The sequence below is a fragment of the Paenibacillus sp. NPDC058898 genome, assembly GCF_049316025.1.
Taxonomy (GTDB): Bacteria; Bacillota; Bacilli; order Paenibacillales; family Paenibacillaceae; genus Paenibacillus_AQ.
In genome coordinates, this window is the sequence record NZ_JBMOSM010000023.1 from 46033 (window position 1) to 62590 (window position 16558).

At 50.0% G+C, this 16558-nt stretch carries 14 protein-coding genes and 1 pseudogene; all 15 read left to right on the forward strand.

What is annotated here, in order from left to right; genetic code table 11:
* The first annotated feature begins 446 nt into the window (after positions 1–446).
* Positions 447–878: a membrane-associated protease 1 gene (locus ACOZB4_RS32180; protein WP_379415624.1), complete on the forward strand. Its 432-nt coding sequence runs from the start codon at positions 447–449 to the stop codon at positions 876–878.
* A gap of 125 nt (positions 879–1003) precedes the next feature.
* Positions 1004–1549, forward strand: coding sequence for a J domain-containing protein (locus ACOZB4_RS32185; protein ID WP_379415622.1), 546 nt, complete (start codon positions 1004–1006; stop codon positions 1547–1549).
* A gap of 38 nt (positions 1550–1587) precedes the next feature.
* The gene (locus ACOZB4_RS32190) at positions 1588–2127 is read left to right on the forward strand and encodes an FHA domain-containing protein (RefSeq protein ID WP_379415620.1); all 540 of its coding nucleotides are present in this window, start codon (positions 1588–1590) and stop codon (positions 2125–2127) included.
* A gap of 41 nt (positions 2128–2168) precedes the next feature.
* Positions 2169–2687 (forward strand): FHA domain-containing protein, encoded by a 519-nt coding sequence (locus ACOZB4_RS32195; protein ID WP_076324588.1) that lies wholly within the window; start codon positions 2169–2171, stop codon positions 2685–2687.
* A gap of 15 nt (positions 2688–2702) precedes the next feature.
* Complete coding sequence (locus ACOZB4_RS32200; protein ID WP_379415617.1) at positions 2703–3587, forward strand: PP2C family protein-serine/threonine phosphatase; 885 nt, start codon at positions 2703–2705, stop codon at positions 3585–3587.
* Between the two features lie 44 nt (positions 3588–3631).
* Entirely contained in the window at positions 3632–5560 is a 1929-nt protein-coding gene (locus ACOZB4_RS32205; protein WP_379415614.1) for a serine/threonine protein phosphatase, read from the forward strand.
* Complete coding sequence (locus ACOZB4_RS32210) at positions 5557–6843, forward strand: normocyte-binding protein (protein ID WP_379415612.1); 1287 nt, start codon at positions 5557–5559, stop codon at positions 6841–6843. Before ACOZB4_RS32205 ends, ACOZB4_RS32210 begins: the two co-directional genes overlap by 4 nt.
* Positions 6834–7532, forward strand: a complete 699-nt coding sequence (locus tag ACOZB4_RS32215) for an iron-dependent peroxidase (RefSeq protein WP_379415610.1) — start codon at positions 6834–6836, stop codon at positions 7530–7532. The genes ACOZB4_RS32210 and ACOZB4_RS32215 overlap by 10 nt, the downstream gene beginning before the upstream one ends.
* A 117-nt stretch (positions 7533–7649) precedes the next feature.
* Positions 7650–10298, forward strand: a complete 2649-nt coding sequence (locus ACOZB4_RS32220; RefSeq protein WP_379415608.1) for a molecular chaperone — start codon at positions 7650–7652, stop codon at positions 10296–10298.
* A gap of 233 nt (positions 10299–10531) precedes the next feature.
* Complete coding sequence (locus ACOZB4_RS32225; protein WP_379415605.1) at positions 10532–11305, forward strand: DNA and RNA helicase; 774 nt, start codon at positions 10532–10534, stop codon at positions 11303–11305.
* Between the two features lie 62 nt (positions 11306–11367).
* Positions 11368–12918: a contractile injection system protein, VgrG/Pvc8 family gene (locus ACOZB4_RS32230; protein WP_379415603.1), complete on the forward strand. Its 1551-nt coding sequence runs from the start codon at positions 11368–11370 to the stop codon at positions 12916–12918.
* Between the two features lie 21 nt (positions 12919–12939).
* The gene (locus ACOZB4_RS32235; protein ID WP_422759726.1) at positions 12940–14076 is read left to right on the forward strand and encodes a pentapeptide repeat-containing protein; all 1137 of its coding nucleotides are present in this window, start codon (positions 12940–12942) and stop codon (positions 14074–14076) included.
* A gap of 4 nt (positions 14077–14080) precedes the next feature.
* Positions 14081–14599, forward strand: coding sequence for a hypothetical protein (locus ACOZB4_RS32240; RefSeq protein WP_379415598.1), 519 nt, complete (start codon positions 14081–14083; stop codon positions 14597–14599).
* Between the two features lie 7 nt (positions 14600–14606).
* A complete protein-coding gene (locus ACOZB4_RS32245) occupies positions 14607–15329 on the forward strand; it encodes a DUF4280 domain-containing protein (protein WP_379415596.1) in 723 nt (240 codons plus the stop codon).
* A 27-nt stretch (positions 15330–15356) separates the two neighbouring features.
* Positions 15357–16558, forward strand: a pseudogene (locus tag ACOZB4_RS32250) (hypothetical protein); the annotation flags it as partial.

Consider the following 16558-nt stretch of genomic DNA (forward strand, 5'->3'; position numbering starts at 1 on the left):
AATTCATAAGACAACTTTTGATCACGAAGCGGGAACTGAGGGAATACTCGGCGTCGAATATTGAATTCAGCCGAAACTTCCGGTGCTCACGTAGGTTTTGCCTACGCTCCGCTCCTCAGTTCCGTCTTCATCCAATCTTCTCGGTGCTGAAAAGTTGCCTAGAGGAAATTCAAAGGGGAGTTTGATCACGAAGCGGGAACTGAAGGAATACTCGGCATCGAATCTTGAATTCAGCCGGGCCTTCCGGTGCTCATGTAGGTTTCTCCTACACTCCGTTCCTCAGTCCCTAGCTTCATTCAACCTTCTCGGTGCCACTTTGATCACGAAGCATCAACTTAATCTGTATGTGGGAGACGATCCTTCAACGGTTCGTCTCGTTACATAAATTTTGGGCAAGAACATCTGCCCGAACAAATAATTTCACTTATGCTAAGGAGGATTTACGTATGGGATTCAGATTGAAGGTAGAAGGAGCCGAAACGATCGAGCTCGGATTGGACAACATTCAGAAAGTGGTTTATGACACGGATACACCGGATGATTCAAATGCTAGATCAACTGATGTTGGTTCCACATTGAAAATCAGCGGTAAAATCATCACTGCCACGGACGGTGACAAAGCGGATGACACGCTGAAGCTGGCGCTGTGGTCTTTGGTTCCTGCAGAAAAGGCGGATTGCTACCGTAAGCTGACGCTTGAAGTGATCGCAGCGGATCAAGTGGTTCGGGAAATTACATTCCCTAACGCTTTTGTGGTGGATTACAAAGAAACGTTCGGCGACACCGAAGGTGTAGGTTCTTTCGAGCTGTACGTGAAGCAGAAGAAAGACAAAACCGAGTTGGCTAAGCTTAACGGCGGTTACGACGCAAGCAATTAATTCATTGCACTCATAGTACCAGGGCAGCAAGCAATCTCAAGGGGCCTGGCCCCTTGAGATTTACTATACCTTGTGCGAACGCCCGCTTGAGATAAGAAAGGCTGCAGAGTGACAACCTGCTCACAGTGGGAAAAAGCACGAAAGCAAGTCAGGTGCTCTTTGATCAGGCCGATAAAGGCATAAGCGAAAGCGGGGAAATCGCGTTGAATGGTACCGATTACTACACAGAGCTCGGAGTTTCTAGGCAGTCCACGACAGCCGAGGTTCGGCAAGCTTATCGCAGGCTGGCCAAGCGTTATCATCCGGACGTCAATCCCGGGAATGCAGAAGCGGAAGCCAAGTTCAAGCTGATTGTCGAGGCTTACGAGACCTTAAGCGATGAGCAGCTTCGTGCAGCTTACGACGAGAGGCAGGCTAGTGCCAATCCATCCTCAGGTCAGCGGAGTGGAAGGTCGAAGGCAGGGCAGGGCGGACGGAAATCGTCTGGCACATCATCGGCGAAGGTGGAGTCGGAAGGCTTTGATCCGGCTGAGATACACAAGCAATTTGAGCAGTTTTTTGGCATGTCGTCGCCCAAGGGGCGGTCAGATTCGCAGGATAAGGAAGCAAATAATAAGAATCCGCTGGATACTTCAGCGATGTTCAATCAATTTTTTGGCTATAAAAAATAAACTGATATTGCCTACATACATTGACGGGGGGGAGCCACTTGAAGCCGGAGAACCACAAATGGATTACACGAATTGATCTGTTGATATACGGAATATTAGCCGGTATGGTGCTGTATGCCCTGCTCCGTCCTTTGCATTATACATTGCAAATGTCCATCGTCGCGGCATCGGCCGTGATTGCAGGCGTGTTGATTTGGACCAGTGGTCGTTCCAATGATAAGCCACAGGTAGCGAGGGAAGCTGTCGCGAAGATCGTGCTGCTCGATGATGACGGAGAGCGCGTGAAGGAATGGTACGTCAAGGGAGAAACCTCAGTCCTGATCGGAAAAAACACGCAGCGCGGCGAGGTTGACATAGATTTATCGGACTGCGAGTATGCGTCGCTTGTCAGCTCCGAGCATGCTGTCCTGAATCGTGTTGGCGATCAGTGGTTCATTGAAGATGCGGATTCCCACAGCGGGACAGGTATCCGCAAAGCAGGACGCAGCGAGGCGAATCGGCTTGTTGTCGAAGAGCCTGTAGAGATTGGTACAGGGGATATGATCTTTATTGCTAATACGCGATTGTTAGTGAAATAACGGAGAACACACTTACCTACAAATGGGGGATTGAATCGAAGATGAGCTTGACGAGATGCCTGAATGGACACATGTTCAGTACGAGAAAGCATGGCAACACTTGTCCATATTGCAATACGACGCTAGAGCAGCCTTCGCGGAACGAATCACGCAGACCCCAGGTCGCGGAGGATATGGAAGAGAAGACGATGCCTTATCTGGGGGAGACGACGGGGATTCAGCCGGTAACCGGCTGGTTGGTATGTGTTGAGGGACCGCAGATGGGACAGGATTACCGTATTATGGCTGAGAAAAATTTCATCGGCCGCGCGGAGGAAATGCAGATTCGGCTTATCGGGGATAACGCGGTGTCCAGACGCAATCATGCCGTGATCGTCTACGATCCGAAGAAGCGAAATTTTTATTTGCTGCCGGGCGATGCCTCAGGGCTTGCTTATCACAACAACGAAGCGGTATACACGCCGGCTGAGCTTAACGCCTATGATTTAATCCAGCTCGGGCGCAGTAAATTTGTATTTGTGCCTTTATGCGGACCACATTTTGAGTGGGATAACAGTTAAGAACGGATGGTAACGATGGAGGATTTGAGTTTTTTCGAATCGTACGGAATCGTTGCGGCTGCACTGATCACCGTCGCCGTATTGCTTGTTATGCGGCAAAAGCTGCGTACGAGCCCCGCTGTAGAAACTACGCCGGAGAATAGCGAACTTCTGTATATTCCAGACATTATTGAAACGAACAAAATTGGGAATGCCCAGACGATCGGCAAGCGGGAAGAGCAGGATGATTACTTCTCAAGCTCGACAACGAAAATCGGTGCGATGGCTGTGATAGCCGACGGCATTAGCGGGTTGTCGCATGGACGAATGGCTAGTACGCTGGCCGTTACGATGTTCTCGAGAGAGTATCTGAAGGTGGATGATCCGGCGGATATTCCCGAGTATTTTCACAAAGCGGCACTGATCAGCAACCGGGCAATCCTGGAGCAGCTTGGCGGGGAAACCGGAGGAACGACGCTCGTCGTGGGCATCGTGTCCGGAGGATTACTGCATTGGGCTGCGGTTGGAGACAGCATGATTATTCTGTTTAGGGATGGCGAATTTATTCCGATCAATTCCAAGCATACCCTGGAGACGGTGCTGGAGGAAAAGTATCTATCCGGTGAAATCAGCAAGGAGGAAGCCAAGGAGAATCCGAATCGCAACCAGCTGGTTAACTATTTGGGATATGGCGGTTTTAAAAGCATGGAGGTTGGCGATCCGGTATCCCTGCAAGCAAATGACACGATCATTCTGTGCAGCGACGGGGTTTATGATGCGCTGACCGAGGTAGAGATGGAGCAGATATTGATGCGGGGCTTGCCGCCGCAGGATGCCGCGGAAGAGATGATCAGCTTGATTGAGCGCAAGAGTTACAAGCATCAGGACAATGCAACGGCCATTATTTTGCAAATGGATTAACACATCATTATTCTCGCAGCAGGTCGGGGGAAACGGAGGAACACATGAGAAAGGAGAACAGCGATTTCAAGACCGCATTTGTCTCCGAAGCGGGTTCGTATATCGACAACAGAGATTATTTTGCCTTCGTGGAGCTTGAGGACATGGCTTGCTACGTTATTGCGGATGGTCTCGATACGGATCGAGAGGCACATAGCGCAAAAATGGCAGTCAGTGTCATCCTGGAGAATTTTATGGAGAAGCCATCCTTGTCACGGAGAAAAATCAGGCAGGATTTGGAGACAGCTCATGAGTGGTTGAAGTTTGAAAGCCGCAGAGTCCGGCTGAAAGCCAGCGTGCTCGTTGTTGTGACGAATTATACGCGGATGGTGTGGGCGACCTGTGGCCATGCGCGATTATACCATTTTCGCGGCGGTCGGCTGAATTTGCGTTCCAAAGATCAAAGCCTGGCGCAGTTGCTTCTGGAGGACGGAAGGGTGTCCGAGGAAGGATTTTCCGGCCATGAGGAGCGAGGAAATTTGTTGAGTTATATGGGGCGGCCAGATCGTTTTGAACCCTATATTTCAAATAAAACTCCGCTTTCGGATGGAGATGTGCTTCTTCTGTGCACACCGGGAATTTGGGAAGAGGTCGAGCTGCCGGAAATGCTCGATGCACTGGCGGAATCGAGTGATCCCGACAGCTTGACGGATACGCTGGAGGACATTGTCCTCAGCAAGCAGCAGCAGACGGTGAACAATTATACTGCAGCCGCTGTTTACGCTAACAAGACGTTTACCGAGAAGCCCAAAAACCGGAAGAAATGGATCATACGCATCGCAATACTGCTGCTCACCATGGTGATTGCCGGGGGAGGCATCTGGTATGCGAAGGCTAGGCAGGCGGCTAAACTGGCCGAGACGGTCGTGCAGATGACCGAGTTTGAGCAGGAGGGTGACGAATACGCATCCGCCAGCGATTACCCGAAAGCGCTTAAGGCTTACAGTGAAGCGAAGAACGCGGCCAGCAAGCTGAAAGACAAGCTGCATTTCCAACTGCTTCGCAACAAGCAGCGCGTGGCCCAAGCATTGACGGACGGCGACGAATACGTGAAGGACGGCAGCTTCGATATGGCACTGGACAGCTATACGAAAGCGCTGGGTGAGGCGGAGAAGTACAAGCCGTTCAAGGTAGAGGATATTCAGGCGCGAATCGAGCGAAGCGAGGCGGTCGCCAAGCTGACGGAAGTCATAAAGGAAGGCGATATCCACTTCCAGAATCAGGATTACACCCGCGCGCTGGAGACATACAAGAAGGCGTACAGGGCAGCGATTGAAGCGAATTATCCGAGCGGTCAGAAGCAGTTGGAGACGAAGATGGAAGAGGCCGAGGGGAAAATCAATACCATTTATCGGGAGACCAAAACGCTTAAGGCCGACAATTTGGAGAAAAAAGGTGACCGCGCGCTAGCCGCACTGGATTATAACGCCGCCATCGAGGCTTATGCGCTGGCCCAGGAAATTTACCAGGAGATCGACAAGCTGGAGCGGGTGCTGGCGATGGAGCGGAAAATTGCCAAAGCCGACGAGAAACGCAATCCCATAGTGCCTGCGGCGGGACAACCGGATTCGGCTTCGCTCTCGGCGGGAGGGGGGCCCGTTTCGGACATGTCCGGGATGAACGGTTCGAATGGAATGAATGGACAGAATGGCTCAAGTGGAAATAACGGATCGAACGGGAGCAATGGATCCGGCGGGGCTTCCGAGTGGAGCGGTGCTTCAGGATCGAGTATTAACGGAGCCACGAGACATGAAGGAAGCGAGGATCAAGCTTCAGGAGGCACTTCTTCGCCTGATGGATCAACTTCATCAGGGCCAAGTTCGGTGAATCAGGGTACAACCGCTGGATCTGAGGAGGCAGGAGCAAGCCCAGCAAGTTCTACGAGCGACAGGCAGGATCGGTCAGCTACGCCGGAAGGAGGCGGGGGATCATGAAGGATATCGTGATGGATCGGCTTAGTAAAATGGAGGATTTGCAGCAGCGCCGGCTGCTTCGCAATCTGATGAGCGGCGTGTTCCTAGGCCTGGTCGAATACCAGGAGGAGCTGAACCGCCAGATTGAGCGGCGAGTATTCGAAGAGGTCGGCAATCAGGACAGCAAATACGATGTGTATGTGGGGATGTGCCGCCGTGAGGAATGGGATCCCCTGCACGAGTATTTGTTCCCGATGATTACGGAAGATACGGAGCCGCGAAGGATTGATCTGCATCATTTGGTTGCCCGTCTAAACGAGGGAGAGGAGCAGCCGTTATTTTCCTTGTTTCTGGAATGCAAATACCCAATGATTCAGGAACTGCTCTACAGTGACCGGACATTTCGAGGAGAGTTGGTTACGAATATAGGCCGTCATGTCATTCAAGTCAAGCTGGAGCGAAATACCGCATACATACGAGAAATCGAGAAGCTGTATCATGTTTTTCTAAGCAATGGCCTACCTTGGAAAACGATCAATCATCCTTACGCTTACAAATTCGTGAACGTCGTATTGATCGGGGGGGACGTACAGCTGGCGGTAGAAGAGGAAGTTCAGGAGATCACCGTTCATCTGGAGGAATACGAAGCATATAAAAGAACGGATCTAGTTCCACTCTGGAACATTCAGCGCCTGGAACTGAAGACGGGAGGCTTCCCGGTTCCGGCGGCTGATCGCGTGAATTTCGAGCATGTGCTGCCGCTGCGCAAAAGCGGGCTGCAGCATGGCTATCTGGTCGACACCAATGACGACAGCATTCGTTACATCAAGCGTTCGCCGGAGGAACTGACCGTTGTATCGACGCGTGATAAATCCGATTCCTGGCAGGTATTGATGGTGGTGGAGCCGGTTAGTACAGGTATGGGCAAGCTGAGTTACGCACTGATGTCGAACCGGCAGCGGGACGATTTCATCAGCAATTATGGCCGCAGTCAAGGACAGGTCGTTCGCTCCAAGGGCGAGATCGTGCGGATTATCCATTCTTTTGCCGTATCGGAATGGCTGGAGCTCGTGGATGTGGAGATTCGGCCTCCTTCCGCCAATAACGCGCTGACCTATGAGCTGAACCGGTTCATTACGGATGAAGTTCGGGTGGATAACGGAAAATGGCGGATGTGCCTGAAATTCATCTACCGAGAATCCGGCAAGGAGTTGGGTTATTTAGCCGAGGATATGATGAGCTTTTTGGTGTCCCAAGTCCAGATGTCGTTCCCCGAATATCGCTGTGAAGGAGAATGGGCTTGAATTACATTTGGGATTTGCTCGTTCAGGCGCAGGAATCCGGAATTCATAAGCGGGATGTTACTTTCCTTCCGGCCAAGGTGTACTCGCCTTACATGGAGCTTAGCTTAGAGGATTTAAATGCCGCAGCGGGCGAGCAGGTCGAGGTGGAGGTCAACCCGTTCTATCGATTCTCCGATGTGTTCCGCGATTTGCTGAACATCAACTTGACGGAAGATGAGGAGATCCGCCATACGCTGTTTGATATTCTGATTCATTTCCTGGCGGAGTTGGACTTTATGCAGGGCATGAATAAGCGGGAATATCACATCCGATTCGTTCTGCGGGATTTGGAAGCCGGGGCGTTCGGCGAGCGGGTAAAAGAGCGGATCGGTCTGTTCGAGCGGGATGAACGGGAGTGGATCACCTGCGCAATCCTCCGCATGTATGACACGGGAGAGACGCTGAACCTGCTTCGAAGCACGGTAAGCCGAATGTTTCGCCGCTCGACGATTTATGTCAACAGCGAGGAGAAGGATGAGATGCTGTTCTACATCGGTCAGAAGAAGACGGAGCTCGCCGGCCGGAAGCTGGAGCTGCTGATGGAGCTGTTCCTCCCGGTTCGCTACCGCACCGAGGTGTATTGGGATTGCCATGTGGGGATTATCGATGCCGCGGATACAATGATTCAGGATCGCATCGCCATGTATTAGAGAGGTAGTTGCTCAGTCCTGACTTCACTCAACCTTCTCGGAGCTGAAAATTTGACTTTTTGAACAGGTATTTTTTAAGGATGCCCCTAACCATTTTGGAGGAGGAATTGATCAAGCATGAAGGGCTATAAACTGTACACGGATCCCACCAGCCAACAGCGGGTGCGCGGGAAGGTTCGATATACGCAGGATGAGCTTACGGAGATGACCACCTTCCAACTGCGGAATATTTGCTACCGGGAACGACTCGTAGAGGGGCTTAGCCATCGGCTGGACCGGGAAGAAATGATCCGCGTCATCCTGAAGTATTTGGGCGCGGACGAAGAGATGTTCATCGGCCCTTTCTGCGAAGGCGGCTTCGAGCGCGTAAAGACGGTGATGCGCAAATACATGCAGGCCTCGCTTCAAGGGGACGGGGGCATTCGTGTTCCGGCCCGCATCGTCATTTATCCGAACATCGCCATCGATAAAAGCGACGGCTATAAGGTGAAGGCCCCTGCGGTATTTGCGGAGTCCAATGTACTGCTCGTCAACGACCGGATGGAGCTCTGCGGCATTCTTCATTTGCGCAAAGAGGAGGGCGAGGCGGGCAGCTTTTATTTGGCGGCGGACAGCAGCATGGAATGGCAGCGTACGTCCAATCGCCAGTACAGCCTGTTGTTCCTCCGCAAGCGTGATTCGGAATATGTGTATAAAGCGTATTACCAAGCGCAGGCGCTGCCGCCCGTTCAAATCCAATATTATAAAATTCCGCTGGCTGAGCTGGACATACGGGAGCTGCAAAAGACGGATGCCGTGCTGGCGATCGATTTCGGTACTTCCAATACGACGGCCGGCGCTTTTTTATACCACGGGTATGCGCAGTCTCCGAGCAGTCTTGATGTGTTAAACGGTCATATTCGATCCAATGAAGTGAATTTCGTGAAGTTTCCCGATCCGACGTACCGAAGAACGGAATGGCTCGAGGCGCTGCCTACCGCGGTCAGCGCAGCCGATTGCTCAGACCCGGCAGCGGTAAAATACCAGTTCGGCCATGAGGCGTTGTTGAATATCCGCCGCAGCAGCTACAGCAGCCGGGCCTCGGTATTTCAGGGGCTTAAACGTTGGGTGAACAGCTATAACCAGCCGGTCGAGATTATGGACAGCGAAGGAAATACGGCTTCCATATTGCGGCGGGATATCATTCAGGCGTATTTGAAATACGTAATCCAGATGGCGGAACATCAATTCAAATGCAAGTTCAAGAACCTGCATTTCTCAAGTCCCGTCAAGATGAAGGCCCCGTTCCTTAAAATGTTCGCCGAGATTTTGCCGGATTTCCGAATTGAGCAGCAGGAGGCGCTGGATGAGGGGATGGCCGTACTGTACAACACGATTGCGGACGGCCTGGAACGGAATATATTCATGGAGGGGACGGAGTATAAAGCACTCGTGATCGACTGCGGGGGCGGAACGACGGATTTATCCTCCTGCCGCTTCCGCGTCGAGGACGGGCATATGTCCTACCGCATCGTGATGGACGCGACGTATGAGAACGGGGATACGCATTTTGGCGGCAACAACATTACATATCGCATTATGCAGTTTATGAAAATCGTATTCGCCGATTATTACACAAGCGGGCGGCGCAGAGTGACGGATATCGATGATTTGATCGATATTCCGGCAAACGACTTGTTCCGCGAAGTGGATGAGAACGGCGTGTCCGCGGTGTATACCGAACTGGAGCGACGTTATCGTGAGGCGGAGGCGATGATTCCGACCGCCTTTGCAATGTACGAGAATCGCTCGCGGGACGAGTATTACCGGGTTCGCGGCAATTTTTATTTCTTGTGGGAGATTGCCGAGGGCATGAAGGAACAGTTTTTCCGCAAGACCGGAATCCTGAGGAACCGCTTCGACGCAGAGGAGGACGACAGCCGGGATAACGATTTGCAGATAACCACGATGGAGCGATGGTTCCTGTCGGTACTTCGGGGCGGTGAATTGAAGGATGAATATGAAATTCCGAATGTTGTGTTCAATATCAAGGAAATTACCCAGCTGATTAAAGGGGATATCTACGAGGTGCTGCGCAAATTTCTGGATGGATTCTACCAGGACGGCGTGCTGAGCGAGTATTCGATTATTAAGCTGACCGGGCAATCCTGCCGGATCGAGGTGTTTCGCGAGGCGCTGAAGGAGTTTGTCCCGGGACGGAGCATCGAATTCCGGCAAAAACCCGTCGAAGGCCGTGTTCCCGAGTTGAAGCTGGCCTGCCTGCGCGGAGCAATCCGCTATCTGAACGCCCGGAAGGCCGGCGTCATTGAGACGAGCATTACGAATCATGCCGCCGTCATCCCGTATTCGGTCAGCGCATACACCCATGACCGCCGCGAGCTGGAGCTAATCTCCAGCCTGGAACGGACGAACCGGGTGCTGGGCTTCATCTCCCGGCCTTACCACACACAGGAGGTGGAGTTCCTCCTGCGGGGATCGGACGGCGTGCTGCGGCACAGCTATGTGTACCATAACCGGATCAAGGACTATGAGTCCGTGAAATATGAGGATATCCAAGCGGTCTATCAGGATAAAATTCCGCAGGACGATACCGACTCTATCGTGAACGGGGAGACGAAGTATTTCGTCTTTGCGGATGAAAATCACTGGGGCTTTCACGTGCTGCCAATCGCCCGCCAGGACGAAGGGCTGCTGCTCGGCCGCAAGGAGCTGTTTCCGTTCGAGAACGAGCGGTCGGAGCTGGACTTTTTTGACGGGATGAAGTAGGGGAGTGCGATGAACTTTTTAACTAGGCTAACCATAATGCAGCCTGTGAAGGTCCGCAGGATGCTGTCTTTATGCGCTATGCTCTAGCTGCACTCGCTATGATCTTTACTTCCATTCTGTCCTGCACCTACACGGAGTTCATATGAGGGGCAGCAAGCTTCGTAGGTTATCGATCATACAGAACTTAACCGGGTGAGTGGTATGAACGTCACAGCCGGAAGGAGGGGAAGGCAATGTTTAACCATATTGCACCGAAGTTCGAGAAGGGCCGGATCCTAAAGACGGCGATGCTGGAAAATCTGCGGGATTTCCCACGCGAATTTGTGGATGTCTACTATCAGGAATATACGGACGGCATCATTACAGGTGCCCATGTTGAGGTTGGAGCAGATTCCTTGACCGTTCATCCCGGCATCGTCAAGCACCAAGGGCGTTTATATTTGTTGAAAGATGCTGTGAGCACCAAGTGCCGCGCTACAGGGAGGGAGGCCGCGCTGAAGGTTCGTTTCCATGCAGGCGAAGAAGACAGCGACTGGCGGACGTATCGCAGTGAGATCGTGATCGACGAACAGATGGAGACGGGTGCCTCCGAGCTCGAGCTATGCCGCTTCAAGCTGAAGGAAGGCGCCCGGCTGCGGCAGGACTACCAGGGCTTCCGGGACCTGGCGACTGAATTTAATACCGTGAATGTTCTGCATGTCCGCTATGCGGCTTACGGCAAAAGCACCTTGTCCCCGGTTATCCTGCGCTGCTTCGCAGAGGAAATGATACTCAAGGGAAGCGGCGATCCGCAGGACTTCATGTTTACGATGATGTGCATGAACGAGGGAACCCTCGCTCGGGACGTCATTTTGCACTATATGGCGAACCGTCTTGGCATGAGCAGCAGGGAGTATACCAATGTGGAGATCCACAAGTATTTGTGCCGTATCCTGGACGGTGTCCGGGGTGGTGGCAGCAAGCTAGGCATGATCCCGGGAGGCGGCCAGCGGGTGATCGTGGATTAGGGAAGTTTGGTGCGGTCGGCCTACAGATAGAGGAAAAGAAGTAAGCAAAGGAGATGAAGTATATGTCAAGCTTGATCGTTGCGTATGATACCTTGAAAATTGCTCCGTTTGAGATGAAGCTGCATGACGTGAAGCTGGTGAAGAAGATCAATGACCATGCGAGACTAACCTTCAGCGGTATTATTCCTGAAGAGATGGAAGAGCAATATATGAGAATGGCCAACGAGCACACCCCCGTAGAACTGCTCTACTACGATCAAAAGGGGGCAAAAAAGACGCTGTTTCACGGTATGCTGCTCAAGTTGCACATTAAGGTAGATCGGGAAGTCTATTGGCTGGAGGCTGAGGCTGCGTCTCACACATATGCTATGGATATCAAGCTGGAGTACCGTGCTTTTCAGGACAAGTCGCAGCAGATTGAACAAGTGATGAAGCATATCGCCGCGCCTTATTCGAGAGCTTATATTGGAAATACGTTTTCCGAACAGCGTACTCTGAGTGGATTCACATTGCAATATCAGGAGACAGACTGGCAGTTCCTAAAGCGTCTGGCATCTCGGTATCATGCCCCTCTTGTTCCCATCGCTTCGCGCGACAGCATTTGTTTCTATCTTGGCATCCCCGACCATAGCGACCGAGGGCAAATTGAGGCAACCCATTATCGGGTGTATAAAGATTTACTTGCTTTTAAAAATACGGGAGACCCCAAAGAGTCCGGCCTCAGTGAGCAGGATTTCATCTGCTATGAGATTGTATTGAATCAGGAATTGGAATTGGGAGACAGAGTCACGTTCAAAAATCAGCAACTCCACGTGTTTGAAGTACTCACTGAAATGTCTCGTGGAGTTCTTACGCATACATATACGCTTTGCTTACCGAGAGCTGGATATCAAAGAAGAGTCAATAATACCAAAATTATCGGTGCCTCGATTCTAGGCAAAGTAGCCGTCGTGGTTCGCGATGAAGTCAAGGTGAAGCTGGAATATGATCAGGATTGGAACCAGCAAACTGCATATTTGTTCCCTTATTCAACCATGTATGCCTCGGAGGATCAGACAGGGTGGTACGTCATGCCGGAGAAGGGCGATGATGTGCGTATTTATTTTCCAAGTGCAAATGAGGCAGAAGGCATCGCGCTCAGCAGTGTACGGAAGAAGCTTCCTCAGGATTCCGGAACAGGAGGAGGCGGACAGCAGCAGAGCGGAAGTCAGAATAGTGGCGGCAGCCATACCACAACGACAGTGGTCAAGCAGGAAATGCTGCAGCCTGTTATTCACTATGATGCGGATATAAAAGAAGACTTGATGAGTAACCCGGATAGGAAATTCTTCCTGACGAAGACAGGCCAGAAAATCATGTTCGAGGAAGACAAGATTACGATCGTCGGGGCGCAGAACGGCGCATCGATAACGTTGACGAACGAAGGCACCATTATTTTAAACAGTAACAGTAAGATAAAGCTTCAGACTGGAAAGCAGATTGAAATGGTGTCTGATTCGATTCTGCTCCTTGGGAATCAAATCGATATGTCTACGAAGGAAGGCAAGGCTGGTATAACGATTGACCAAGGTCAGGTTAAGTTAAAAGGCGTTGAAATTCTAATGGATGAATAGTTTCTATTACGGGAGGTCGTAATGAATCGGATTGAAGCATGGGAGCAATTCACACAGGAAGCTTTGAAGTATAGAACGGAACAGATTAGAGCTTTGCATGATTTTTTTGGCCGGGAGAAGGATCGAATTGCCGCGGACCTCGTGCTGGTCATGGATGAATTCTTTCAGTATGCTATTCAATTGCAAAACCTCGATCTTATGAAAAAATGCTGCGTTATTAAAATATCCTTGCTGCGTACTCGACTTTTTGAGGGACATGCGGAGTATATGCTGGAAGTTTTCGATCACGAAACTTTAGGTAGTACTAAGATCTCACCTTATAGATATGAGGCAAAGTGGATTCATGATTATTTTACGGCTTGGAGCCAAGCTTGTGAAAACAAACGGAAGGAATATATGGGGATTATTCAGCCGCAATCATTGGACTACTGGAGAAGGGAACAAGTGGATTCTTTTCACGTGTATATGGTTCATGCCGTCCGGCATGCTGTCGATCGCTTAATGACCCTACCCTCTTACCTGGAGCTTGCTAAAGACACGCAATTCGAAATTTGCGTAGGCGAGTACGGAGATATGGAAATAAGCGAATCTGTATACTGCTGCAACAGCCGACAAAAATCATCGACCGTCTGTAGACAGTGGTTAGATAAAAAGCTGGACCATGAATACGTCTATGAACATATCGCGGATGTGGATATTTCTAATGGCAATTATGAGGGAATTCAACTCAACTTCACGAGACTTGAGAGGGTCCAGCTTTTAGGCAGTCATCTGCAGGGCAGCTATTTATTAAGCAGCAAATTCGAAGCTTGTGATTGTTCCGAAGTTGACTTTTTCGGGAGCGTTATGTTTGATGCTTCCTTCCGTGAATGCAACCTGGAGCGGGCCTGTTTTGACGAAATCACTGGCGGCCGGGACGTTCTGAATGAAAACTATGGGCTCATGTTCGGCATTCATGGCATCCAATTCCAAGGCGCTAATTTGAGAGCAGCGAGTTTTCAAAATGCAGCCATTGCCGGTGATTTTAGAGGGGCGTTGATGGAGGGAATCGACTTTACCGGAGCAGATTTAACGGGAAGCACAATGTTAAGACGTGATCAATCTTTAGTCTCATTATCTGAGAGCCAGCGGCAATCTATCGTTTGGGTAGAGGAGTGAGCAGATGGAATATTTTATCCTGGAGCAGGATCGCAGGCTAGGAAGCCTTGACGGTTTGATCAATTGTTCTGAGCAAATGAAGAAGGGCTATGAATTTGCCGAGGACGAGGAGTTTGTATATATTGATTCGCCCAAGGCATTGGAATATGGATGTATTTTGGAGAAGCCGGTTTTACTTGTGTCTGAGGACGTGTATCAAATTCTGAAGCGGTATGCGCACGGATTAGCTCATAAGAAGGTCATCGTGATCGATATGGCGCGTAATGGCCAGGTGCATTATTATCTGCCCAATTTCGCGGAAGTACCTTGTACTGATCAGGAATACGCCAAGAAGAACGCTGAGGTTATAGAAAAACTAGATCTTTTTATGGTAGATGAAAAGCTTATTGAGGGTTTAAGCATGTTCAAGCTGAATGTTTACCGCAAATCCTACTTGGTTGTACGACTTGATGTGGCGGAAGGGATGCTGCGGACTAGCCTGTATGGATTAAATGTAAGACGAATTCTTATTAATGGCAGGTGAATGAGAAGTGGATAAACTTTATACGAGCTTTCTAAAACAAAGCACCATAAGTGAAATAATGAATGCTCCATGGAGGGCGGAAAGCAAGCGGGAAACCTATGTTGCACGGGGAGCCTACATGTATTGTACGATGGGAACCCATGAAGAAGTATTGAATCAGCTTGAACCAAACGGCGTGTATATTAACGACAATAAGATGATGACCGTGAAGGACTGTGTGCCATCAAATTCGGAAGAAAAAACCTTTATGGGATTTCCTATTGAGGAACTTAAGGGTGAAATGAATGGAAACTTTTATTCTTTTGGCTTTTGCCGGAGCGCGCTAAATCCTATGAAAATTGCCCATGTGGCGACAGGAGATTCGGGACCAAGTTATATATACAATTATGATCCCGATACCAAAGTGCTGCCATACGGGGAAGAACATAAAATTTTCCCATGCGTTCCTAAATTGATGCCTCACTTACAGCCAACGCCAATGGGGTATGCCATGGGCATGAGTAATAGCAGCTTAACTTCGATAAGCGGAGTTCCTAATTTTGCAGCAATGATGGCGGGTTTAGCTAAACCATCGGATGGAGTAGAGTGGGACAACGGAAGTTCAAATGTCATGATCGATGGAGTCCCCGCTCTTACCACAAAATCATGCTTAACTTGCAAGTATGGGGGAAAGATTCAGCTCTTAACTAACGGAATGGAACCAACGCCTCCCGAATTTCTAGAAAGATAATGATCTTAAAGGAAGGAGGCAGTTAAGATGAAAAGATGGCGTGACATAGACGGTTTTCAAATTGAATTGCCATATGAACTTTCGGCGGTTCGCAGCTTTCGAATTGTTCGTAAGTTTAATGATCATACCCGTTGTTATATTTCAACGACTATGTCGGAGGAACAAGCCGATATATGCTTAAGAAATGGTACATACCGAGATAGTTTGCTTATTCGTAAATCTACCGAGCAGGGGAATGAGTACCTGTTCGCAGGTGGAATCTCCAATATCGATATTCAGATGGAAGACGGCATTCCCCATGTGACTATAGAAGGCCTGTCGCGAACCTATGAAATGGATCGGAATTTAGAAAGTCGTTCCTTTCAGAACAAGTCCCTGACTTATACCGATTTGATTCGGCAGATGGCCAATCTGTATCCCGGAGGCGATGCCCAGAACGAAGCTACGCCCCCTGAAGCGACGATTGGTCAGCTCATCGTGCAGTATGAAGAGACGAATTGGCAGTTCTTAAAAAGGCTGGCATCGCGGATCGGTACGGTCATCCTTCCTGATATCGTCATGGATGCGCCTCGGGTTTATTTTGGCGTACCTGATTTCTCTTGGGGGAAGGTTATCCGATCCCATCATTATTCAATCATTAAAGATCGGGGGAACTTTCTTGATATTCAAGCGAATTCGGATGCGAGCTCAGACTTGGGGGAATCTGACTTCGTTAGTTACCGGGTACATACGAACCAGTACTGCCAGGTGGGGGACAACGTTTCTTTTAAGGGACAGATGTGGGTGGTTACGGAATCCGTTATTACTTATGAGTCGGGTTTCATCTATTATGAATATGTACTGATGCAGCGTGCGGCTCTTCGGCGTAAGGTAAGAACGAATCGTGCGCTTCAGGGAGTTGCCTTGGAAGGACGCGTTATAAAACGCGGCAACAACATGGTTAAGGTGCATTTGGATATTGATCACGATCATGACGAACGAGGGAATTGGTGGTTTCCGTACTCACCGGAAGGCAATAACATCTTTCACTGTATGCCGGAAAAAGGGGCGCGCATCAAAGTTTATTTTCCTGAGGGAACGGAGAAAAAGGCGATTGCCATCAACTCCGTGCGAGGCAGAAGCGAAGAGATGAAATCGCGGACCGTCTTCCAGAAGCCGATGACAAAAGTATTCCATATGCCTGGAGCGGCGAAGATGGAACTTGGTGAAGACGGTGTATTATTCGAGAA